Below are 23219 nucleotides of genomic sequence, written 5' to 3' on the forward strand. Positions count from 1 at the left end.
CGTGGCGACGTTTTACCAGATCATTGTTTGCGGCATTGCCCCAGGCGGAGTCTACGCCGTGCTGGTCATTGCCCTCGTGCTGGTCTCGCGTCTTACAAGGCGGGCGTCGGCCGACCGCCTCGATGCAGCCTCCTTCATCGACATTCACGATACCGCCGGACTGCCATTCCTGATGGTGGTAACCGCCATTTCCCCGTCCTCAAACGCCAGGGTTCCCTTGGCCAAGGCTCTCGGATCGAAGGCGCGCAGGTCGACGGCCTCGGCGTTGCAGTTGGGAGGCTGGGCTTGACCCTTTTCCTGCAAATCGTCCTCAGCGGTCTTGCCACCGGCGCCATCTATGCGGCTCTTGCCCTTGCACTGGTGTTGATCTTTCGCGCCACCAACGTCGTCAATTTCGGTCAAGGCGAAATGGCGACTTTCTCGGCATACTGCACCTGGCAGCTATGCCTGTGGGGCCTGCCATTGTGGCTTTCGATTGCAATCGGCTTGGCCGGTTCCTTTGTGCTGGGAATCTTGGCGTTTCGGGTCTTCGTCCGCCCGCTCCTGGCAGCACCAGTCGAGGCGACAGTGGTCGTCACGCTCGGCATGTTTGTGCTCTTCCAGGCGATGGTGACGTGGCTCTGGGGCGCCGAGCAGAAGCCGTTCCCCAGCCTTTTTCCCGAAGGCAGCTTCAGCCTCGGTGAGGTACAGGTGCTGGCTTCGTCGGCCGGTACCTTGCTGATCCTCATTGTCCTGGCCGCGGCCATCGCCTCCCTCTTCGCCTTCACAAGGCTTGGGCTCTCCATGCGTGCCGCGGCCTTCGACCGCGTTCGCAGCGTTCTGGTGGGCATCAACGTCGAGCGCATGCTGATGCTCGGCTGGGGTTTCGCCGCGGCGATCGGAATGATCGCGGCGGTGCTGGTCGCGCCACGGCTGTTTTTGAGCCCGACCATGATGACCCCGATCCTATTCTACGGCCTTGCCGCGGCAACCGTTGGCGGCTGGGACAGTCCGCTCGGCGCGATAGCCGGAGGCCTTCTGGTGGGCGTCAGCGAGAGCCTTGGCGCCAACTACATCGGCTTTCTGGGTGCGGACATGCGCATCGCGGTCCCGATCGGGCTCACCCTTTTCGTCCTGCTGGTCAAGCCGGTCGGTCTGTTCGGCTCACAGAAGGTCACCAAGCTATGAGCAACGACATTCGGCGCACGGTCGCGGCAACCGCTGGTTTTGTGCTAGTCGCCGCATTGCTGCCGGCCACTTTGTCAGGCTTCCAGTTGCAGCAGGTGAGCATCGCCATCTCCTATGCGGTCGCCATTCTTGGCCTCAACCTGCTTATGGGGTTTGCCGGGCAGATCTGCCTCGCCCAGGGGACGCTGTTCGGCATCGGCGCCTACGTCACCGCCATCTTGAACGCGACCTATGGCGTCCACCCGTTGGCGACCCTGCCTGCGGCAGCTGTTTTTACCGCGCTGGCCGGTCTCGTCGTCGGACTGCCGGCCCTGCGTCTGCAGGGGCTGCAACTTGCGATCATCACGTTTGGTGTCGCGGCGGCCTTTCCGCAGCTTCTGTTGAAGCTCGGCAGTTGGACGGGCGGAGTCTCCGGCTTGCCGATCGATTCCCTGGAGCCGCCTGCGTTCCTGGCCGATTACTCCGAGCTCTGGCTCTATCTGGTGTCGCTGGGGTGCGCCTGCGTCGCGGCATTCATCGTCTATCTCGTTCTCCTCGGCGACGTCGGCCGCGCGCTCCAGGCGCAACGGGACAGTCCGCAGATCGCGGAGGCTCTCGGCGTCAATCTGACCAAGGCCAAGCTGTGGGCGTTCGCCATCAGCTCTGCGCTCGCCGGACTTGGCGGCGGCGTCTTCGCGATCCTCAATGGCTTCATCAGCCCGCAGTCCTTTCTCGCCCCACTTTCCATCACCATCGTGATCGGGAGCATCGTAGGCGGCTCGACAAGCATTGTCGGCGCCTTCATCGGCGGGCTGTTCATCACCTTCGTCCCGACCTGGACGTCCAGCATCAATCTCGCACTCGGCAACGTCATCTACGCGCTGGCACTAATCGGCATCATGCTTCTGGCGCGCGGAGGGGTTGCCGGTCTGCTGGAGAGACTTGCCGCTGCCTTGACGGCGCGGTCGAACGCCAACGGCAAAGCCGGATCAATCAGCCAATTAGGGAGGAAGTTATGAGACCATGTTTACGCATGCCAAGAATGCTTGTGACGGCGGCAATACTTGCGCTAGCCGTCGGTGTCGCTCCGGCGAAAGCTGACGAGGCACCGGGCATCACCGACAGCACCGTCAAGATCGGCATCACCGGTCCGCTCACCGGTCCCGTCGCCGTCGTCGGCGCGGTCGCAGAAGGCATCCGCGCCCGGATCGAGGCCGCCAATTCCCAGGGCGGCGTCAAGATGTCCGACGGCAAGACCCGCAAGATCGAGCTCGTGATCAAGGACGACATGCTCGATCCGCAGCGAACGCTTGCGAATGTGCGCGAGATGGTGGAGCAGGACAAAGTCTTCGCCCTTGTCGGCACGGCTGCCACGCCGAACAATGTCGCCATCGGACGCTATATCGAACAACGCAAAGTGCCCAATGTCTTCATGTATTCAGGCGTCCACAAGCTGAACGCGCCGCACGAGGAAATAGGGTTCGTCCCGGCCTTCTCGACCGAGGCGGCGTCGTTCGCCACTTATCTGAAGGACAACAAGCCCGAGGCAAAGGTCGCGCTCCTCTATCTCAACACCGAGACCGGCGAAACCTTCATGAAGGCCTTCGACCAGGCCATCGACGGCTCAGGCGTCAAGGTCGTCGATCGGCAACCGGTGACTTCGCAGGATCCGACCGTCGAAACGCAACTGACAGCGCTCAAGGCTTCCGGCGCCGATACGCTGGTGATCATCGCCGCGCCGCAACAAGGCGGTGAAGCAATCCGCTTCCAGGCCGAGAGCGGCTGGAAGCCGCTGACGCTCGTCACCAACCTTTCCTCGGCCTACCCGATCCTGCAGGCGGTGGGGCTCGAGAACGCCAAGGGCATCATCACCTCGAATTTCCTGAAACCGATCGTTAGCCCGGAAAAAACCGGTGATGCGGGTATCGACCAGTATCTGGACGATATCGCCGCGGCCAAGGTCAACTTCGTCTTCGCCAACACGATCGGACAGGTCGGCTACGCGACCGGCGATGCTCTTGTGAAGGCGCTCGAGCACATGAAGAAGCCGACCCGGGCTGAGCTCCTCGACACCGTCTTCAACATGCAGAAGTGGGACGATCCACTGTTGCTGGACGGGATCAAGCTGAACACCAAAGCCGGCTCCGATATTTTCCCGATTGAGGCACTGCAGCTCTATCAGTTCGACGGGCAGAAGTACGTGCCTGTTGGCAAGCTTCTGGATTTCGAGGGCAAGACGGAAGAGTAACGGACGATCGACACAGGTTGCTGCCGGCTGCGAGCGTCCGCGTTTTGCGGGCGCTTTGCTCGCGAGGGCGAATTTCGATTTGTTTGAGCCATTCGTGAGCCGACAAGATCGTCGGCGGTCCTATCTGCAACCCGTTTTTGCCGGAAGTCATTCGGCAGAAAGATGCTGGCGAAGGCCAATTCGGATTCCGTTGCGCGTGACGGCAGTTCCAGCTTCAGGCAGTTTGCACCTGCTCTGCGTACCGGACGCAACTTCCCCATTCTAGCCAATATGGTAGAGATTGGGGCTGGTGCAAATTCCGGTACGAACGGCAATGAACCTTCAAACCAGAGCCCGGTCCATTCTCGATAGCGAAGTCGTCTGGGACGCCCATTCCGGCTTCATGCCGGATCCTGCCGCGGACTTGAACAACCTGCGGATCTGGCGAGACGCCGGTGTCGACTATCTGTCCATCGATGTCGGGTTCGATCTGCTGCCCTGGGAAATGACGGTGACCAATCTCAGCTGCTTCCGCCACTGGATCCTGGCGCGTCCCGCCCACTACGTGCTCGTCTCGTCGGCCGACGAAATCCTCGCTGCCAAGGCGCAAGGCAAGCTGGCGGTCACCTTTGACATCGAAGGCATGAACGCCCTGGACGGCCGGATTGAGATGGTCGAGTTCTACCATGGCCTTGGCGTGCGCCAGATGCTTTTCGCCTATAACCGCAATAACCTTGCCGGCGGCGGATGCCATGACGAAGACCAGGGTCTGACCGCGTTCGGTCGGCAGGTGATCGACGAGATGAACCGCCTCGGCATGTTCGTGGATGTGAGCCACACCGGCTATCGCACCACCATGGACGTGATGGAGTACACGGACCGGCCAGTCATCTTCTCGCACTCCAATCCGAAAGCGCTCTGCGCCCACGGTCGCAACATCACGGACGAGCAGATCAAGGCCTGCGCCCGCACCGGCGGCATCGTCGGCGTTGTCGGGCTCAGTCGTTTCCTTGGCGAGGCGCGCACCGATTCCGAACGGCTGGCCGACCATGTCGAATATCTGATCGATCTCGCTGGCCCACGCCATGTTGGCATCGGCCTCGACCATGCTTTCCCGGTCGAGATCGAAGGCATCGACGACATCATCGCCAGCAATCCGCATTTCTGGCCGAAGAGCGAATATGCGGGAGAAACGACCTATTCGGCACCAGCCCAAATGAAAGAGCTGACCGAGGTTCTGCTTCGTCGCGGTCAGCCGGAAGGAGCGGTCCGCGACGTCATAGGCGGCAACTTCATGCGCCTTGCCCGGGAAATCTGGAAATAACCACCGGAGCAGCTGTCGAGCGCTCCGTGGGACCTTCTTTTGGTCAGGCGGGTTGGTCCGCGCCAAGAAGGACGCGCAGCTTCGCGACGGCCGCATCCGGACTGGTCGATACGGGGATGTTCGTCGCCGCTTTGACCGAATCCCGCGCGCGCGCCATGGAGAACTGTGCCAAGACGATCGCATCGAAATCCTTCAGCTTGGCGGCTTCAGCCGCGATCAGCCGGTTGTGGGTTTCCACGTCTCCTGCACGCACCGCCTCGATCGCGCCCGGCACGAAATAGCTCGTGATGGTGGCAGCTTGGCCCATACGGGCGGCTTCGTCCCGGAACTCCTGCTCCATTCCTTCCCTCGACGGCGGGAAAGTGTAGAGCATTGCGGTGCGACCGCCACGGCGGATCGCCGTCTCAAACATGGCCTCGTTCGGTTTCAGAACCGGAACGTCCAGCTTCGCCGCGGCCTGTTCAATCGCTTGCCCGAACGCCGAGCAGGTGAACAGCACGGCATCGCTTCCGATCGAACGGGCATAGCTGGCCAAGGCCTCGACGCGCCGGACCATGTCGCTCGTCAGGTCAGCGGTTTTGGCGCGGTCCACTGCCAGGCTGTCCTCGAGGATATTGACGGTTTCGGCGCCAGGCCATCCCGCTTCGAACGCCCATCTGATCGGCTCCATCGAGATGGGCGTGGCATGGATCAGGGCAATGCGAGGCTGTGACGTCATTGTGCGAGACCGAATGATAAACGAGGCCGCCCCGAGAGCAAGCGGCGTTGGTACCGATGACTATTTCGGGGCTGCCGCCGCGAAGACCCATACGCTCTCGGCAGGGATCCGCGCCCATACATTGCCCGAGGCAAGCTGCCGCGCGCCGTGCGCCTTGGCGACGAAGTCGCCACGGCGCAGACGGTACTCCCGCTTGTCGCCGAGATAGATGCTGTCGTCGAGATGCATCTCGATGCCGTCCGGGTGCAAGGGACCGCGGTACTTCGAGATCGACACTCTCGCGATGGGCGGGATCATCCCGCTTATCCTTTCGAGGCCAGCTCACCATGGCAAGGAGGGAGGAAGGCGACCGCAGACCCAATAAGTGATCGCCCTTGCCCTCGATCACGTGGCGAGGCAGCCATCACAAAGCCCGTCGCCTCGAGCGCTACGAGCGTGCGACGTTTTGGCCATGAAAACCGAGAACCGTGAGTGGCCGAACCCGGTTGCGCATAATCCGGCGGAAGAGTTCCACTTCGGGTAAGGTTGAAGGCCGCAGGAGGCAGGATCGGGCTATCTTTCCCGAAAGGCGCGCTGGAACGAGTCCACCAGCGGCTTGGTCAGATAGCTCAGAAAGGTTCGCTCGCCGGTTGAAATGAAGGTTTCGACCGGCATGCCTGGGTAGATCTGCTCGGGCTTGACCTGCGGTGGCAGCTTGTCGGCCATCTTAAGCCGCACGGTGTAATAGGGCTGTCCAGTGCTGGGAGTGGTCAGCCGGTCCGCCGAAATGTAGAAGACCTTTCCCGGCACTTTTGGTGTTGTCCGTGCGTTCAGGGCCGTGAACATCATGTTCGCGCCTTGGCCGACTCGGATAGAATCGATGTCTTCAGGCTTGATCTTTGCCTCGACGATAAGTTCCTTCGTCGGCAGAAGCTCCATCGCAGGCTCGCCAGCACGAATGACGCTGCCTTCGGAATTGTACAGAGAGCGGACGATGATGCCGTCCGCCGGGGCACGAATGGTCGTTCGCACCAGGACCGATCGAGCGGCGTTGATTTGTTCCTCAAGGTCGGCCACCTCTACCCGGGCTTTGTTCAGTTCGGTGACAGCATCCTCGACCCGGGTGGTTGTTAGTCTTTCAATCTGCTGGCGCGCTTCCACGATCTGGGTGGCCGCGCTGGCGATTTGCGCCTCCAGCGATCCCTCCTGACCTACCAACTCGGCGGTGCTGCGCAGAAGGTCGGTGTATTCGGAACGATTTGTCAGTCCCTTGTCGAGCAAGTGCTTTTTGCGTTCCGTCTCGGCATTGACGATCGCGAGCTGGTTTGCCGCAGCATCCTTTTGCGCCTTCAAGCCGGCAACAGCTTCCTGAAGGGCTGCCACCCGTTCCCTAAGGATCTCCTGATCTGCGCCATAGCGCGCTAGCCGAGCCCGGAACTCCTTGGTTTGCTCTGCAAAGACGTCATTGAATTCGGACGCGTCTGAGTAGGCGCCTAAATCGCGGGGCAGGACGATTTTCTCCAGGCCATCCCGTTCTGCCTCGAGCCGCGCGATCTCAGCCTTTTGTGCGACCCACTGTTTGAGGACTCGGTTGAGCTGCGACTGCGCCACCGTTGGATCGAGCACGATCAGCGCCTGCCCTCGTAAGACTCTGTCACCCTCTCGAGCTTTGACGCTGCTGACCACGCCACCTTCGAGATGCTGGATCATGACATTCTGTCCAGCTGCTGCAATCACTCCTGGCGCGATCGTTGCTCCGGCAATCGGCGCCATTGCGCCCCAGAATACGAAGCCAAGCAAGAAAACGGACACGCTTGCACACCCCGCGAGCGTGATGCGATCTGTGCGTGTGTCGACGTTGCGCTGCCAGCTATACGTCCTGGCGCCGATAGCTTGGCTAGTCATTAGCGACCTTTATCTCGCCTCGAGCAGATGAGGGGAAAGGCACCACTCCTTCGCGCGACTGAGAGGCTGCGGGCCACCCCGCTTGGGCGCGTCGCTCGACAAGTCTATCGAGCACGCCCTTGGTCAAACCGTAGATCTCGACCTGGCCATTGCGTAGCATCAATACGCGATCGCATTTGGAAGCGAGAGAGGGCCGATGGGTTATGACAAGCACGGTCGTTTTTCGTGAACGCGCCCCGCTAATCGCGCGCTCGAGCGCGGCTTCGCCGTTGGAATCGAGATTTGCATTGGGCTCGTCGAGAACCAGCACCTTGGGATCGCCGTAGAAGGCCCGAGCAAGCCCGATGCGTTGACGCTCGCCACCCGAAAGGCGAACGCCGGTCGGGCCGATCAGCGTCGAGTAGCCATCCCTCTGACCCAGGATGAGCTCATGCACTTGGGCCCGCTGGGCTGCTTGAACCAACTTCTCGCTGGGCGCATTCGGTTCGAACCGCGCGATATTTTGCGCGATGGTTCCCGGGAAGAGTTCCACATCTTGCGGCAGGTAACCAATATGGCGGCCGAGTTGTTCCGGGTCCCAGTTCCGAATATCGCCGCCGTCGATCCGGATCGCCCCAGAGCGGGGCGCGATCGCACCGACGATGAGGCGCGCCAAAGTCGATTTTCCAGCCTGGCTCGGCCCTACGATCGCGACTGTCTCGCCGGCGGCGACCTCAAAGGTCAAGCGCTTGATCAGCGGCAGCGAGCCATCGGCCGCGCCCGGAAGATGATAGACTATTTGCTCCACGCTTAGCGCTCCTTCAGGAGCCGGCAATGCTACGTTCTCCTGGTTGTCGAGCCCGGACCGGAGAGCCGAAAGCCTCTTCCACGCAAGATTGGCGTCGATGATCTGCCGCCAACTCCCAATGATCTGATCAAGAGGTTGCAGAGCGCGCGCCGAAATCATCGAGGACGCAAATATCATACCGGCGGTCATCTCGTTGTGCAGAACCAGATAAGCGCCGGCCCCCAATATCGCGATCTGCAGTGTCGAACGAGTGGTGCGCGATACACCGCCATAAAACGAATTGATGCGAGCGAGCCCATCCGAGGCGTGTAGAGAGCCGGAAAAACGGGTGCCCCAGAATTCTATCGCGTTGGACACCATGCCAAGTGCGCGAACGGTTTCGAAGTTTCGGGCGAAAGCCTGCGCCGAATTCATCGAGGCGTTGAGACTCTCCGCCGCCTCCTTGCCAGGTCGCGAGCTCGCGACCTGGTTCAGCATGGCGATGGCGACCATGAGAACCGCCCCGACGACCGTCACGAGGAAGAGCAGCGGATGGATGAAATAGAGCAGGCCTACGAAGATCGGCCCGAAAGGAAGGTCGAAGAGAAAGAAAATCGTTCTCGAAGCGATGAAGCCTCGCACGGTGGCCAAGTCGCGCAAGGCTTGAACATCGCCGAGGCCAGCGCGAGGGCCACTCATTGCAGCGAGAAAAGACGATGTGCCCAAAGAGACATCCAGTCGCGCCGCGAGCCGGCTTGCGTATACACCCCGCACGACTTCGAGCACGCCGAAGAGCAAGAGCGTCGAAAGCGCAAGCAATGTTAGATAGGTGAGCGTGTCCAAATTGGCGGCGGGCAACACCCGATCATAGACCTGCAGCATGTAGAGAGGCAGAACTAGCACCAGGGTGTTCATCACCGCGGAGAACAGGCCCATTTCGACCACGCTCTTCGACAGCACCCTTCTATTCGTGTAACTGGGCATCCCCGAAATCGTCTCTTTTGGTTAAGCGATCATTTTAGACAATGTTTATATATCATGCCAAGCAGCCGCGCTATCGCTTGCGACCTTTTGACAGCCTAGCCTCACTTTCACCGGAAGTTATCCACCGGGCATCCAGTTCGGCTGGGACGCCAGGAACCACCAATCCAGGATGGCGCTAAGCGTCTGATTCTCAAGCAGAGAATTGAATCGTCCAAACCTCGAAATTGCCCTAGTCAGCCAATCGTTTGCTGGCAGTGAAAATGACGTCTGCGAACGAGGCGGCGTGAAACTCTGGTTGCTACATGTTTTCCAATAATAGCGCCGCCGCCGCAGCAAGCTGGCCGCCGATAATGGTGTCGCCGCCATCGGCCCGATCGGTTTGGAATTGGTGATGGCAGCGCCGACCGCAAAGGCCAGCGCATGCGCATCCGCGGCGATCAATGCGGCCGACGTTTATGGCAACTTGATCGGCGTCCGCCGCCTTTCTGATCGGTGACCGTCGGAACCAGGCACGGCGGGGGGCGCGCCCGCCCCTCGCCATGCCATGGTCCGATCGCATGAACGATCAAACGACGAATACGTCGTGATAGGTCAGTGCCGCTCCGGGCTCCAGGTGGGCGATTTCCACCTGCGGGGCCGATCTCGAGCCGTCGGGATCATAGGACAAGACGCCCGTGGCCCGGTTGTAGAGCAGGTGATCGTTGCTATGGGTGGCGTGTTCTCGCAACTCAAAATACGACGAGTTCACCTGCGTCGGGCTGGACGAGGAACCGGCGCCGAGTTGGGTGAAGACGGCGTTGTCGAGATAGAGCGCGTCATTTACCGCGTCGAAGTCGGTCAGCGTGTCGACATTGCCGGCGCCATAGGCGGTGTCAAACACAAAGGTGTCGTGGCCCGCGCCGCCGGTCAGCACGTCGTTGCCACCCTTGCCCCGCAATGTGTCGTTGCCAGCCAGGCCATCAAAGGTATCGGCCGCGGCAGTGCCGACAAATGTATCGTTCCCGGTCGTTCCGTGGGTCGGGTCCGTCGGCAGGGTCGGAGATGACGGTAGCGGGTCGGTCGGCACGGTCGGAGATGACGGCAGCGGGTCCGTCCCGTCATGGGCTGCATGCCAGGCCGCCTTGGCGTTGGCCCAGTAATCGCGGGCCGCTTGGCCTTGAAGGACCGTCCAGCCGGCGGGCGGCATTGGATAATCCGCCGGCAGTGGCGTGTCGGAGAGGTTGAGATAGTAATTGCCGTGCGACTCGACCGTCTTGTCCCAGGCCCGTTGCACCCGCTCCAAGCCGTTGTGGTCAACGTCGGTGATCGCCACCACGCAGTCGATGAAGCGCAAGCTAGGAACGATATCGTCAGCGCCTGTGCCCTTGTCCAGTTTGAACGGCGAACCGTGCGTCATCTCGCCTTTGCGAAGATACTCTCCCATGCCTAGAAGCATGCCATCCATGGTGACCGTGTTGTCAGACCCATCGACGTCACCGTCGCCAAGGCTCACTCCGGAAAACACGTGGTCGAACAGCGAATCCCGGATGGTGCCGCCGATGACGTCGTCGTCCTCGACCGCGTCGTCTCGTGAGTAGCCGACATAGGTATCCTCGATGAGGAAGGTGCCAGTGCCGCCGACACGGATGCCATCCCAGGGCTTGGTGATCGTCCAGTCGTCGATGACAAAGTTGTGGGCTGAATTCACGCGGACTGCGGCGGAGTTGACGTAAACGTCCTCCCAGGCGCCGGTTTGGGAGACCGTGCCGTTGATCGTGCCGCCCGACGCCACGAGGTTGTCGCCGGGGTTGACGACCGCGAAGGGATAGAGGTTGGTGGAGCTTCCCTGATTGGCGACAATCCACGAGGCTTTGCTGGCATCGATAGTGGTGTCGGCGGGGAGACCGGATGCTTTATATTGGCGGTAGCCGTAGTCACCGCTCAAGACAATGGTATTCGTATCGGCCATTCTTGGCGACCTTTCACACCCCCACCCTTTCTGCCCAACATGCCTGAAGCCCGAATGGCTCGCGGCCAAAAGAGCCCAGGTTAGCGGTATGGAGCAAATCACAAAATTTAAAAAAAGTGTCTCAAAATGTAACAATATATCTCTCGCGGGAATTGGGTGGCGCGGCGATTTCAGCGCGGATTCTCTTCAGTGGTCTCAACGCGGCTTTCGATCCCTTGCCACCTCCAAAACCCACCGGCCTCGCAGGAGCAGTCCATGAGCGGAGACGGTGCGCACGGGTTCCATCGTTGCAAATCATCGAAATCCGGACGATTGGCGAGACGATCAAATTCGTCCGTGAGTTATGGGGCAAGAACGCACGCCGGGATGTCGAGCGCCCGGCAATGAACTGACCGATATTTGCGTCAGCTCGACATCACGCTCTCTCAATATGAAGTGGAAGTCCGTGCTCTGGTCGCGGCGAGCTGTGGGGCAGGTCCCTCGACAATATCGGCCCGACCTCCTATATGCTTCGCGCAAAAGCACGGAGAAAGGGTGTGTCCCGAGAGCGTGACGTGCTTATGTGGCGCGAAGCCGGGAAACTTGCGTTATCTGGCGACTATGAAGGATGGCTTGCCATCGAATGGGAGCTTCGTAGCAGAGGATTCTCACGCGCCAAGCTGTTGTTCGATAACGACCGGGTCCGAAAAAAATTGGATGAGATCTGCAAGAGGGCACAGGAACAACGCGCCGACCCCAAACAGACCTAAAGACCAGAAACGCCCCGCCTTTCCAGAACACAGCCAACCTTTCTCTCTTTCCGATGAGTTGCATTTCTCCACGCCAGGTTTCTCGCCAGGCAGGCGAAAGCGCCGGCCTAAACCTTTTCCGCCGACAGACGTTGTTTGTTCCAGACGGACCGAGCGACCGGCAGCGGAGAGGATCACCCGATGTATTTCATGGCACTGGCCACCGACTACGACGGCACGCTGGCGCATGACGGACTGGTCACCGCCAGCACGCTGTCGGCGCTGAAGAAGCTGAAGAAGTCCGGCCGCAAGCTCATCCTGGTCACCGGCCGCGAACTGCCCGATCTCAAAGAGGTGTTTCCGGAGGTCGGGCTATTCGACAAGGTGGTGGCCGAAAACGGCGCGCTGATCTACACGCCGGCGAGCGAAGAAGAGCAAACAATCTCGCCCTCGCCTTCCGCCGATTTCGTCGACAGACTGAAGAAGCGCGGCGTCAAGCCGCTCTCGGTCGGCCGCTCGATCGTTGCCACCTGGGAGCCGCACCAGGCCACCGTGCTCGACGTCATCAAGGAGCTCGGCCTTGAGCTGGAGATCATCTTTAACAAGGGCGCGGTGATGATCCTGCCCTCAGGCATCAACAAGGCCACCGGACTGGCGGCTGCGCTCAAGGACCTCAGATTGTCGCCGCATAATGTGGTGGGCATCGGCGATGCCGAGAACGACCACGCCTTCCTTAGGGCTTCGGGTTGCAGCATCGCCGTCGCCAACGCATTGCCCGCCGTGAAGGAAACCGCCGACCTCGTCACGAGGGAGGCGCGCGGCAAGGGTGTCGAAGAACTGATCGGCAAGCTGATAAAGCAGGATCATCTGATAGCTCGCAAGCGCTTGCGCGGCGTCCTGCTGGGAACTGCCAACGGCAAGAAGGTCTATCTGTCGCCCGTCGAGACCGTTCTGATCGCCGGAAGCTCCGGTATCGGCAAGTCGACATTGGCCACAGCGCTCACCGAGCGGCTTGCCGAACAGGGATTGCAGTTCTGCATTTTCGATCCCGAGGGCGACTATGACGGACTGGAGGGCGCCGTTCCGTTGGGTGATGGCTCGACTACGCCCAGCAAGGAACAATTGCTGGAGCTGATCGAAAAGCCTGGCACCAATATCGTGGTCAACGGGCTGGCGCTGAAAGTCGACGAGCGGCCCGACTTCTTTGCCGAATTGCTGCCCGGCCTCGGCAGCGTCCGCTACCGCACGGCAAGGCCGCATTGGCTGATCATCGACGAGGCGCATCACCTTCTGCCCAGGCGCCGCGAGGACACGCGCGCGGTGCTGTCGCTCGAGCTGCCGGGCACGGTGCTGATCACCGTGCATCCGGAAGCGATTTCGACCGGGGTCCTGCGCCTGGTGACGGCGGTCATCGCGCTCGGTCCGAAGGCGAAGAGCGTGATCAAGACCTTCTGCAAGGAGGCCGGGCTGGAGGCGCCCAAGAGCATTCCTTCGCCGAAGGGTGACCGGGTTCTGCTGTGGCGGCCGCAGGACGGCAAGAAGCCGTTCACGGTCAAGGCGATCGAACCCCAGCAATCGCTGAAGCGGCACAGCCGCAAATATGCCGAAGGCGAGCTCGACGAGGCCGGCAGTTTCTATTTCACGGGGCCGGAAAAGGCGATGAACCTCAGAGCCCACAACCTGATTATTTTCGCCCAAATGGCGGAAGGCATCGACGACAAGACCTGGGAATATCACCTGCGCGCCGGCGACTATTCCAAATGGTTCCGCCAACAGATCAGGGACAAGGAACTCGCCCGCGAGACGGCAGAGGCCGAGAAGGACAAGCGTCTATCGCCCGAGGACAGCCGCAAGCGCGTGCTGGAGGCCGTGCGCCGGCGTTACACGGCGCCAGCCACGGCACCGGAGAGGTAACTCAGTCGGTTCCGGACGCCAAGCCGCCCTCAACTCGCCTCGCGCATCGCCTCAGCCGCCTGCAGGTCGACCGAGACCAGCTGGCTGACGCCCTGCTCGGCCATGGTGACGCCGAACAGCCGGTCCATGCGCGCCATGGTGATCGGGTTGTGGGTGATGATGACGAAGCGCGTCTCGGTGGTCTTCGACATCTCGTCCATTAGGTTGCAGAAGCGCTCGACATTGTGGTCGTCGAGCGGGGCGTCGACCTCGTCGAGCACGCAGATCGGCGCCGGATTGGTAAGGAAGACGGCAAAAATCAGCGACATGGCGGTGAGCGCCTGCTCGCCGCCGGAGAGCAGCGTCATGGTCTGCGGCTTCTTGCCCGGCGGGCGGGCGAGGATTTCGAGGCCGGCTTCCAGCGGATCTTCGGACTCGATCAGCTGCAATTCGGCCGTGCCGCCGCCGAAAAGATGCGAGAACAGGCGCTGGAAGTGGCCGTTGACCACCTCAAAGGCCGACAGCAGGCGTTCGCGGCCCTCGCGGTTGAGGCTCTGGATCGCCTGGCGCAGTTTTCTGATCGCCTCGATGATGTCCTCGCGCTCGGAAACGATGATTTCCAGGCGGTCCGACAGCTCCCTCTGTTCTTCCTCGGCGCGCAGATTGACGGCCCCGAGCCGCTCGCGCTCGATCTTCAGCCGGTCGAGCTGGCGCTCGACCTCGGCCATGTCCGGCGTCGGATCGTCGGTCTCTAGCCCGGTATGCTTGATGACGAGATGCGGCGGCGTGTTCAACGCTTCCTGGATGCGCGCCTCGACCTCGGCGCGGCGTTCGTCGGCCGCGGTCAGCCGCTCCTCGGCGCGGACGCGGGTCTCGCGCGCTTCGGCAAGCGACTGGATCGCCGCGGTCGCCGCCTTGTCGAGCTCGGCCTGCTTGGTCTCCGCTTCCTGCAGGCGATCGCCGGCGGCCTGGCGCAGCGCCTCGGCCTCGGAAAGCTGACTCAACAGCGCACGGCGCTTGGCGTCGATCTCGTCGGGCGCGTCGGCCAGCCGCTCGCGCTCAGCTTCGGCCTCAGCCTTGCGCTCGCCAAGCGCGGCGATCTGCGTCGAGGCGTTTTCGGCCCGCTCCAGCCAGTTCTTGCGCTCGGTGCCGATCGCGTCGAGCCGGCGCACGCGCGCTTCGGCCTCGCGCCGTAGGCCGTCATGCACGGCGCGCGTATCGGCAAGCGTGGCGCGGTCGCGAGCTACACTGGCGGAGGCCTGCTCGAGCTGGAGCTGCAGGTCGCCGAGATCGGGCGCGTCCCTGAGCATCTCCTCGGCTTCGAGGAAAGCGGCTTGCGTCTCTTCATGGCTGTCGACGATGCGCGCGCGGGCGTCATCCAAGGCAGCACGGCGGCTCGCCAGCTCGCCGCCGGCCTTCTCGGCCTCGGCCAGCGCGTTGCGGGCGGCGTCCAGTGCGTGCTGGGCATCGCGTCCGGCCTGACGCGCGTTGCGCTCGGCCTCGCTCGCCTGGCGCATCGCCTGCTCGGCACGCGCCAGCGCGTCCTCGGCCTCGCGCACGACGCGGGTCGCCTGCACGGCCTCGGCATCGAGCTCCGCCAGGCGGTTCTTCTGCGCCAGCCGCTGCGCGGCAGCGGTCGGCGCATCGGCGCTGGCCGTCAAGCCGTCCCAGCGCCAGAGCGCGCCGTCGCGGCTGACCAGCCGCTGGCCGGGCGCGAGCTGCGCCTGAAGGCGACGCCCATCGGCGGCGTCGGCGATGCCGATCTGCGCCAGGCGGCGGGCAAGCTGCGCCGGCGCGCGCACCACACTCGCCAGGCTCCTCACGCCTTCAGGCAGGGCCGCGTCACCCGGTTGGACCGCGCTCTCGCCCCAATGTACCGGGGCGCTGCGGTCGAGCGGCACCTCGAGGTCCTCGCCGAGCGCGGCGCCAAGTGCCGTCTCGTAGCCGCGCTCGACGCTGATCTGCTCCAGCACCGAAGGAAAGAGATCGCCGCTCGCGGCGTTGAGTATCTTGGCCAGCGTGCGCGCTTCCGTCTCGATGCGCTGCAATTCGGCCTTGGCATCCTGCAGAGGCGGACGGGCGGCACTTTCGGCGGCGCGCGCTTCGGCGACCGCCTGCTCGGCGGCGATGGCGCCTAGCTCGCTCTCTTCCAGCCGGGCAAGCGCGTCCTCGACCAGCAGCCGCTTCTCGGCGGGATCGGGCAGGCCGGAAATGCGCGTCACAATATCGGAGAGCTCGCGATCGACCTCGGCAAGCTGGCGAGCGAAGCGGTCGCGGCGCTCGGCGGTCTCACGCAAAGTGCGCTCGATCTGGTGGCGCGAGGCGGCCGCCTCGGCGCGTTCGGCCGTCAGCGCGGCAAGCCTGGCTTCGCTCTGCGAAAGCGTCGCGCCGGCCTGCTCGAAGGCGGCGCGGGTGGTGGCTTCGCGCTCGGCAGCACCTGCATTGCCCGAATTGAGCTCGGCTTCCTCGGCGCGGAGACGCTCGAGAATGTCGGCATTGTCGCGCACCATCCACTCCTCGCGGGCGATGTCTGCATCGAGCTGTTGAAGGCGCCGCTCCAGCTCCGCCTGGCGCGAGCGGATGCGGCCGGCCTCTTCTTCGATCTGCGTCTTGGCGATCGACAGGCGCTGAAAGGCCGCCGCCGCGGCCGCTTCCGCGTCGCGCAGGTCGGGCAGGCGGTGGGCGGCGATGCCCTGCTCCCTCGCAGCGGCCATCTGGGCTGCGGCGCGGTCACCGACCAGCGTGGTGGCAACGGCAAGCGCCGAACGCGCTTCGCCTTCCTGGGTTTTGGCCAGCGTCCAGCGCAGATGCAGAAGCGTCGCCTCGGCCTTGCGGATGTCGGCCGACAGGTTCTTGAAGCGCGAGGCCTGGCGCGCCTGGCGCTTCAGGCTGTCGATCTGGCTTTCCAACTCGCCGACGACATCGTCAAGCCGTTCGAGGTTTTGTTCGGCCGCCTTCAGCCGAAGCTCCGCCTCGTGCCGGCGCGTGTGCAAGCCGGAGATACCGGCGGCTTCTTCGAGCAGCGCCCGGCGCGCCTGGGGCTTTGCCTGGATCAGCTCGCCGATGCGGCCCTGGCCGACCATGGAGGGCGAGCGAGCGCCGGTCGACTGGTCGGCGAAGAGCAGCTGCACGTCCTTGGCGCGCGCTTCCTTGCCGTTGATGCGATAGAGCGAGCCCGCCTCGCGCTCGATGCGGCGCGACACCTGCAATTCATCGGCGTCGTTGAAGGCGGCGGGTGCCGTGCGGTCCGAATTGTCGAGGAAGAGCGTGACTTCGGCGGTGTTGCGCGCCGGCCGCGCGCCGGAGCCGGAAAAGATCACGTCGTCCATGCCGGACGCGCGCATGTTCTTGTAGGAGCTTTCGCCCATCACCCAGCGCAGCGCCTCGACAAGGTTGGACTTGCCGCAGCCGTTCGGCCCGACAATGCCGGTCAGCCCGCGTTCGATGACGAACTCGCCGGGCTCGACGAAGGACTTGAAACCGAGGAGGCGAAGGCGCGAAAACTTCATTCGCGCCGCTCCGCAAAGACCAATATGCCGAAGCCAAGCAGCTTCGGCGCGGCCTGGACGTCAGAGCAGAGGGTCGATGATGGCCGACATTTCCTCAATCGACATCGCCCCTTTGTAGGTCTTTCCGTTGATGAAGAAGGTCGGCGTCGAGTCGACCTTGAACTCGTCCGCTCCGCGTTTCTGGACTGCTCTCACATCGTCCAGAAGCTTCTGGTCCGTCAAGCAGGCCTCAAATGACTCCTGTGTAAAACCGGCGAGCTTGGAAATCTGCAGCAGCGCTTCCTTGGTGTTGCTGACGCCGACCCAGCTCGGCTGCTGCTTGAACAACACGTCCACCATGGCGAAATAGTTGTCCTTGGCGCAGCGCGCCAGCATGAAGCCGGCCTCGGCGCTCGGGTCGAAGGGGAATTCGCGCAGGATATAGCGCACCTTGCCCGTGTCGATGTATTTCGACTTCAGCTCAGGGAAGGTTGTGTCGTTGAAATGCGCGCAATGCGGGCAGGTCATCGAGGCATATTCGACGATGGTGACCTTGGCGTCGTCCTTGCCGAGCTGCTTGTCGGGCAAAGCGCCGGGCTTGAGCAGTTCCGCCATGTCGACGGTGCCCTGCGCTTCGGGCACCTGAGCGGCCGCGGGCGTGGCAGGCTTGGCTGGCGTCGACGGATTGGCGGGCTTCACATCGGCCGCCTTTGCCTCTTCACCCGAGTCGCTGCACGCGGCAAGCAGCGCCACTGCCGGAACGGCGGCCAGCGTGGTCAGAAGGTTTCTGCGAGACAAAGAGCGGTTCATGCGAATCACCTGATATCGGTTGGATTTTGCAATGCAAGGGCTAGAAAAGGCGAGAGTTGGCGCGAATTAAGGCATCGGCATCCCCAATCCAATCGCCAAATTTTTCGGGCGCGATCACGAATATGCGATATTGACGACAATTTTGCAGCGCGCTCCACGACTTTTCCCGAAACCGCCGGAACTTTCGGGAGACATGCTCAGGGCTTTTTTTGTCCGAGGATGGTCGCGCCGAGCCGCTCGAGCGAAGCGCGCAAGCCATCATCCTCGATCTTGCCGACCGTTCGCGCCAGCTTCGATTTCTCGGCCTCGCTGAGAGGCCGCGGTTGCGGTTTCGGCCGCGCTTTCGCCGAAAGGACCGGCTTCTGCAGGATCTTGATGCGGCCTATGGCGTTGAAACCCAGGAAGGCGTTGACGCGGTTGATGACCTCACCCGCCTCATGCTGAAGATGCAGCGCCGCCATGCCTTCGCAGGCAATGATCAGCACCGCCGGCTCGAACGGATCGTCCTCATGCAGGCGGCGCGGCCACTGGATCTTTTCCGGGCGCGAGTGGCTGGCCAGGCGCGGCCCGGCGATCTCTTCCCAGGACTGCACCAGTCCGATCGAGATGCCGGCGCGCTTCTTCAGGACAGGATCGAGGATCTCGGTCGCGAGATCGCTCACCGGAACGGGATTGCCGAAGGGCCTTTTCCCTGCCATGTGCGTTCTCCGATCCTAACTCACCCGATCAATGGCACCGCAAGACCAGACCCGCAAGGCCGCAGCCGAGAAGTGCGTATCCGGAGATAGCAGCATCGCCGTCCGCCTGCTTGCCTGGTACGACGCGCATCACCGCGACCTGCCCTGGCGCGTGACGCCGAGTGCGTTCTCGCGTGGGACAAAACCCGACCCTTATCGCGTCTGGCTCTCCGAGGTCATGCTGCAGCAGACCACGGTCGAGGCGGTGAAAGCCTATTTCCGGACGTTTGTCGAGAAATGGCCGACCGTCGAGGCGCTGGCGGCAGCGCCGGCCGAGGACGTCATGAAGGCCTGGGCCGGGCTCGGTTATTACTCGAGGGCACGCAATCTCAAAGCCTGCGCCGATCTCGTGGCGCAGCGGGGCGGCCGCTTTCCCGACACCGAGGCGGGATTGAAGGAATTGCCGGGCATCGGCGCCTACACGGCGGCCGCCATCGCGGCGATCGCCTTCGACCGGCCTGCCGCCGTCGTCGACGGCAATGTCGAGCGTGTCATCTCGCGGCTCTATTCGGTGGAGACGCCGCTCAGCGAGGCCAAGCCGGAAATCCGAGCGCTGGTCGAGAAGCTCGTGCCACGTGCAAGGCCCGGCGATTTCGCCCAGGCGATGATGGATCTCCGCGCAACGATCTGCACGCCGCGGCGGCCGCGCTGCATGCTGTGCCCGCTGCGCGAGGATTGCAGCGCGATCCTGTCAGGCGATCCGGAGCGCTTTCCAGTCCGCCTGCCCAAGGGCGACAAGCCGCTCAGGCGCGGTGCTGCCTTTGTCGCTCAACGCGATGACGGCGCCATCCTGCTGCGCAAACGGCCGGACAAGGGGCTGCTCGGCGGCATGACCGAGGTGCCGACCACGGCGTGGACGGCGCGGGCCGACGGCGCTACGACGGCGGACGCAGCGCCCATTTCGGCCGACTGGCGGCGCGCCGGGCGGATCGGCCATGTCTTCACCCATTTCGCGCTCGAACTCGACGTCTTCCATGCCCACATCAGGGGTGATGCGCCCAACGGGCATTTCTGGTCGCTAGCCCACGAAATTCCCGGGGAAGCGCTGCCCACCGTCATGAAAAAGGTAATCGAGGGAGCGATACCGGGCGCAACCAAAAAGCAAGCCCCGCTGCGCCCGCGTTGAAAGGACCGCAATGACTGAAATCCGCCACATCGTGTTCGATATCGGCAAGGTGCTGATCCACTACGATCCGGACCTTCCGTTCAGCCGGCTGATCCCGGATGCCGAGGAGCGGAAATGGTTCTTCGACAATGTCTGCACCAGCGCTTGGAACATCGAGCAGGATCGCGGCCGCACCTGGCAAGACGCCGAGGCGCTGCTGATCGCCGAACACCCCGATCACGCCGAGAACATCCGCAACTTCCGCCGCTGCTGGCACGAGATGGTGCCGCATGCCTATGACGACAGCGTCGCCATCATGGTCGGCCTTATCGACAGGGGCCGCGATGTGACCATGCTGACCAATTTCGCCGCCGACACATTCGCCGAAGCCCGCCGGCGCTTCGACTTTCTCAATCGGCCGCGCGGCGTCACGGTCTCGGGCGAGATCGGCCTGATCAAGCCGGACCAGGCCATCTACGACCGTCACGTCGCATCCTTCGACCTGGAGCCGGCCGCCACACTCTTCATCGACGACAGCCAGAAGAATGTCGACGGCGCCAAGGCCGCCGGCTGGCAGGCGGTGCTGTTCACCGATGCCAAGGCGCTTCAAGCGGATCTTGAACGGCTCGGGATTGCGGCCTGAACTGAATCACTTGCGGCAATCGGTTGAGCTTTCGATTCAAGCGGATCAGCCGCCTGCCCGCTCCATTCCGAGGCGGGCGATGCGGCGCAATTCGTCGATCGGGGTGAGGCCGCCGCTGCGCTCATAGTGCCAGAAGGTCCAGCCGTTGCAGGCGTCCAAACCCTGCACCTCGGCGCCGATCTTGTGGATCGAGCCAGCGCTGTCGCCGATGGCCAGCGTGCCGTCGGCGCGCACCTTGGCCGCCCAGCGCTTCTTGGCGTCGTAAAGTGTGGCGCCCGGCGCCACCAGGCCGGTGTCGATCAGGCTTATGAAGGCGACGCGCGGCTCGGCGCGCTTGCCGGACAGCACGGTGAGGTCGGCCTCATCCAGCGGGCGCACGGCGGCGATGCGCTCATTGGCGGCATCGATGTAGGATTGCTCGCGCTCGATGCCGACGAAGTGACGGCCGAGGCGCTTGGCGACCGCACCCGTGGTGCCCGAGCCGAAGAAGGGATCGAGCACGACATCGCCCGGCTTGGTCGAGGCCATCATGATGCGGGCCAGCAGCGCTTCCGGCTTCTGCGTGGGATGCAGCTTGTTGCCGTTCTCGTCTTTCAGGCGCTCGGCGCCGGTGCAGATCGGGAACAGCCAGTCCGAGCGCATCTGCAAATCGTCATTCGAGGCCTTCAGCGCTTCGTAGTTGAAGGTGTAGCCCTTGGACTTCTGGCCGCGCGAGGCCCAGATCATCGTCTCATGGGCGTTCTGGAAGCGGCGGCCGCGGAAATTCGGCATCGGGTTGGTCTTGCGCCAGACGACGTCGTTCAGGATCCAGAAGCCGAGATCCTGCATCCTGGCACCGACGCGGAAGATGTTGTGGTAGGAGCCAATCACCCAGATCGTGCCATTGGGCTTCAGCACGCGTCGCGCGGCAAGCAGCCAGGCGCGGGTGAAGGCGTCATAGGCCTCAAAACTCTCGAACCGGTCCCAGTCGTCGTCGACGGCGTCCACCTTGGACTGGTCGGGCCGATGCAGGTCGCCGTCGAGTTGCAGGTTGTAAGGCGGATCGGCGAAGATAACGTCGATCGACTTTTCGGGCAGCCTGTCGAGGGCGGCGACGCAGTCGCCTTTGAGGATCGTGTCCAGCCATTCGGACTGCTGGGGAGCGTGGGAAAGCTCGTCGAGAAGACGCACGGCAGACATCAAAACACCCAAAGCACGCGTTACGATTTACTGGCCGTTATGGTTACCGATCAGCGTAAACATTCGGTGAAGGTCGGGCGAGAGCCTGCGCCACTGATTTGCGAACATCGGCCCATTGGTGTATGCCGCGCCGCTTGGGCCAGTCAGGCCATTTTCCTCCCAGCTTCGGATTGCCATGCCCCAGCCAGACCTTGTCATCTTTGATTGCGACGGCGTGCTCGTCGATTCCGAAATCATCGCCGCGCGCGTCGAGGCCGAGCTTCTGACATCGGCCGGATACGAGATTTCGCCGGAGGAGCTTGCCGAGACCTATGCCGGACTGACCTTCAAGGACATCCTGATGCGGGTCGAGGAAAAATCTCACCTTCCCTTCCAAGCCTCGCTCATCGACCGCGCCGAGGAACTCGTCGATCGCAAGCTGCGCAGCGACGTGCGCATCATCGACGGCGCACGCGAGGCGGTGGCGGCGGTGACCACGCCGCGCGCCGTCTGCTCCAATTCGCGCACCGAGCGGATCGAGTTCATGCTTGAAAAGGTGCGCCTGCTGCCCTTCTTCGCCGGCCGCATCTTTTCGGGGCTCGACATCCCCAGCAAGAAGACCAAGCCGGCACCGGACGTGTTCCTCTATGCCGCCGAACAGCTCGGCGCCAACCCGAAGAACACTTTCGTCATCGAGGATTCGGTGCACGGCGTCAGCGGCGCCAGGACGGCGGGCATGCGCGTCATCGGCTTCACCGGCGCGGGGCACAGCTATCCCGGCCATGCCGACTCGCTGACCGAAGCGGGCGCCGAAACCGTCATCCGCCGTTTGGCGGAACTCGGCAGCACGATTGCGGCATTGTCGGAGTGGTCGGAGGACGCTTAACCGCGGAAGCGCGATTGACGGCGAACCAGATCAGTTTGTCGCCGCCGCGGCGACGCGCTTCTTCCTCTTGGCCTTGGACTTGTCCGTCGCTGCCGGCGCGTTCTCGTCATAGCCGGCATAGGCTTGGTAGTCGCGGGCGGTCGGCTCCGGCACTACGACGTTGGTGTCGGTGAAGACGAACTGCGTCGCGGCAGACGGATCGGTGACCTGCACCTGATACTGATGAAGCTGCGAATAGAGCACGTCAGGCCCATGTTGGACCGCGATGCGGATCGGCATCGTCACGGTACCGGGCGTGAACAGCGGTCCCGGCACGACCTTGCCGGCCACCGCGATCTTCATCGTCAGCTGGCCGTTTTCGTGAGTGCAGTCGCGCGTCACGTCGGTGATCGAGGCCTGGTAAATGATCTTGGCGGGATCGCGATTGGGGTCGACGGGTTGACCGTTCGGTCCGGTCTGTGCGGCTGCGGCTGCCTCGGCTTCAGCGTCCGCCGCAGCATCGACTTTCTTTTTCTTCGTCTTGGTGGCGGCGCCCTTGGCATAGGTATTGAAGAAGGCGGTGCCGTCGCGCAGCGTCACTTTCGGGCAGTAGGCGCGCAACTGGCTGGCAAGCACCTTGGGGTCCTGCGGCGGTGGCGGCGCGGTCGGGTCCTTCTTGCTGAAGCCGAAGTTCAAAATGCCATTGTCGCTCGATTGGCAGCCTGCGGCGGCAAGCATAAAGCCGGTGAGCGCCAGACCCGCGACAACACGGCGGTTGACCGAATAAAACCTCAT

The 23219-nt window shown here is 62.9% G+C and carries 20 protein-coding genes; 9 read left to right on the forward strand and 11 right to left on the reverse strand.

What is annotated here, in order from left to right; translation table 11 throughout:
- Position 1 precedes the first annotated feature (1 nt).
- From EJ078_RS06935 to EJ078_RS06955, 5 genes are all read left to right on the forward strand, one after another.
- Positions 2 to 289, forward strand: a complete 288-nt coding sequence (locus EJ078_RS06935; protein WP_067327883.1) for a hypothetical protein — start codon at positions 2 to 4, stop codon at positions 287 to 289.
- Positions 286 to 1167, forward strand: a complete 882-nt coding sequence (locus tag EJ078_RS06940) for a branched-chain amino acid ABC transporter permease (protein ID WP_067327882.1) — start codon at positions 286 to 288, stop codon at positions 1165 to 1167. The genes EJ078_RS06935 and EJ078_RS06940 overlap by 4 nt, the downstream gene beginning before the upstream one ends.
- Positions 1164 to 2165 (forward strand): branched-chain amino acid ABC transporter permease, encoded by a 1002-nt coding sequence (locus EJ078_RS06945; RefSeq protein ID WP_095823784.1) that lies wholly within the window; start codon positions 1164 to 1166, stop codon positions 2163 to 2165. The genes EJ078_RS06940 and EJ078_RS06945 overlap by 4 nt, the downstream gene beginning before the upstream one ends.
- 14 nt (positions 2166 to 2179) lie before the next feature.
- Positions 2180 to 3394 carry an ABC transporter substrate-binding protein gene (locus tag EJ078_RS06950; RefSeq protein WP_245457028.1) on the forward strand — a complete coding sequence of 405 codons (1215 nt, stop codon included), beginning with the start codon at positions 2180 to 2182 and terminating at the stop codon, positions 3392 to 3394.
- A gap of 313 nt (positions 3395 to 3707) precedes the next feature.
- Positions 3708 to 4697, forward strand: a complete 990-nt coding sequence (locus EJ078_RS06955) for a membrane dipeptidase (protein ID WP_127215279.1) — start codon at positions 3708 to 3710, stop codon at positions 4695 to 4697.
- A 43-nt stretch (positions 4698 to 4740) separates the two neighbouring features.
- On the opposite strand, the gene EJ078_RS06960 is transcribed toward EJ078_RS06955, so the two are convergent.
- From EJ078_RS06960 to EJ078_RS06985, 6 genes are all read right to left on the reverse strand, one after another.
- A complete protein-coding gene (locus tag EJ078_RS06960; RefSeq protein WP_245459144.1) occupies positions 4741 to 5367 on the reverse strand; it encodes an aspartate/glutamate racemase family protein in 627 nt (208 codons plus the stop codon).
- A gap of 108 nt (positions 5368 to 5475) precedes the next feature.
- Complete coding sequence (locus tag EJ078_RS06965; RefSeq protein WP_067327877.1) at positions 5476 to 5712, reverse strand: hypothetical protein; 237 nt, start codon at positions 5710 to 5712, stop codon at positions 5476 to 5478.
- 255 nt (positions 5713 to 5967) lie between these two features.
- Entirely contained in the window at positions 5968 to 7299 is a 1332-nt protein-coding gene (locus EJ078_RS06970; protein WP_127215277.1) for an HlyD family type I secretion periplasmic adaptor subunit, read from the reverse strand.
- Positions 7292 to 9025, reverse strand: a complete 1734-nt coding sequence (locus EJ078_RS06975; protein WP_164748217.1) for a type I secretion system permease/ATPase — start codon at positions 9023 to 9025, stop codon at positions 7292 to 7294. The genes EJ078_RS06970 and EJ078_RS06975 overlap by 8 nt, the downstream gene beginning before the upstream one ends.
- A gap of 589 nt (positions 9026 to 9614) precedes the next feature.
- Positions 9615 to 10997, reverse strand: coding sequence for a calcium-binding protein (locus tag EJ078_RS06980; RefSeq protein WP_095823789.1), 1383 nt, complete (start codon positions 10995 to 10997; stop codon positions 9615 to 9617).
- 647 nt (positions 10998 to 11644) lie between these two features.
- A complete protein-coding gene (locus tag EJ078_RS06985; protein WP_127217525.1) occupies positions 11645 to 11923 on the reverse strand; it encodes a hypothetical protein in 279 nt (92 codons plus the stop codon).
- A 3-nt stretch (positions 11924 to 11926) separates the two neighbouring features.
- Between EJ078_RS06985 and EJ078_RS06990 the strand changes: the two genes are divergently transcribed.
- Entirely contained in the window at positions 11927 to 13639 is a 1713-nt protein-coding gene (locus EJ078_RS06990; protein WP_127323568.1) for an HAD family hydrolase, read from the forward strand.
- 29 nt (positions 13640 to 13668) lie between these two features.
- Here the strand turns inward: EJ078_RS06990 and smc are convergent, their stop codons facing one another.
- The 3 genes from smc to EJ078_RS07005 all read right to left on the reverse strand — a co-directional run bounded on the left by smc (position 13669) and on the right by EJ078_RS07005 (position 18614).
- Positions 13669 to 17127, reverse strand: a complete 3459-nt coding sequence (gene smc / locus EJ078_RS06995) for a chromosome segregation protein SMC (RefSeq protein ID WP_127217080.1) — start codon at positions 17125 to 17127, stop codon at positions 13669 to 13671.
- Between the two features lie 60 nt (positions 17128 to 17187).
- Positions 17188 to 17916: a DsbA family protein gene (locus tag EJ078_RS07000; protein WP_067327871.1), complete on the reverse strand. Its 729-nt coding sequence runs from the start codon at positions 17914 to 17916 to the stop codon at positions 17188 to 17190.
- A gap of 197 nt (positions 17917 to 18113) precedes the next feature.
- Positions 18114 to 18614 (reverse strand): DUF721 domain-containing protein, encoded by a 501-nt coding sequence (locus EJ078_RS07005; protein ID WP_067327870.1) that lies wholly within the window; start codon positions 18612 to 18614, stop codon positions 18114 to 18116.
- A 31-nt stretch (positions 18615 to 18645) separates the two neighbouring features.
- On the opposite strand from EJ078_RS07005, the gene mutY reads away from it, so the two are divergent.
- Together mutY and EJ078_RS07015 are read left to right on the forward strand one after the other, a co-directional pair.
- Positions 18646 to 19779 carry an A/G-specific adenine glycosylase gene (gene mutY / locus EJ078_RS07010; RefSeq protein ID WP_208721173.1) on the forward strand — a complete coding sequence of 378 codons (1134 nt, stop codon included), beginning with the start codon at positions 18646 to 18648 and terminating at the stop codon, positions 19777 to 19779.
- 10 nt (positions 19780 to 19789) lie between these two features.
- Positions 19790 to 20401 (forward strand): HAD family phosphatase, encoded by a 612-nt coding sequence (locus EJ078_RS07015; protein WP_127217407.1) that lies wholly within the window; start codon positions 19790 to 19792, stop codon positions 20399 to 20401.
- Between the two features lie 45 nt (positions 20402 to 20446).
- On the opposite strand, the gene EJ078_RS07020 is transcribed toward EJ078_RS07015, so the two are convergent.
- On the reverse strand, positions 20447 to 21580 hold the full coding sequence (locus tag EJ078_RS07020) for a site-specific DNA-methyltransferase (protein WP_127403150.1): 1134 nt from the start codon (positions 21578 to 21580) through the stop codon (positions 20447 to 20449).
- Positions 21581 to 21755: 175 nt separating this feature from the next.
- Between EJ078_RS07020 and EJ078_RS07025 the strand changes: the two genes are divergently transcribed.
- Positions 21756 to 22445, forward strand: a complete 690-nt coding sequence (locus EJ078_RS07025; RefSeq protein ID WP_208721175.1) for an HAD family phosphatase — start codon at positions 21756 to 21758, stop codon at positions 22443 to 22445.
- Positions 22446 to 22475: 30 nt separating this feature from the next.
- On the opposite strand, the gene EJ078_RS07030 is transcribed toward EJ078_RS07025, so the two are convergent.
- Entirely contained in the window at positions 22476 to 23219 is a 744-nt protein-coding gene (locus tag EJ078_RS07030) for a hypothetical protein (protein ID WP_127403149.1), read from the reverse strand.

The sequence above is a fragment of the Mesorhizobium sp. M1A.F.Ca.IN.022.06.1.1 genome (assembly GCF_003952605.1).
Lineage (GTDB): Bacteria > Pseudomonadota > Alphaproteobacteria > Rhizobiales > Rhizobiaceae > Mesorhizobium.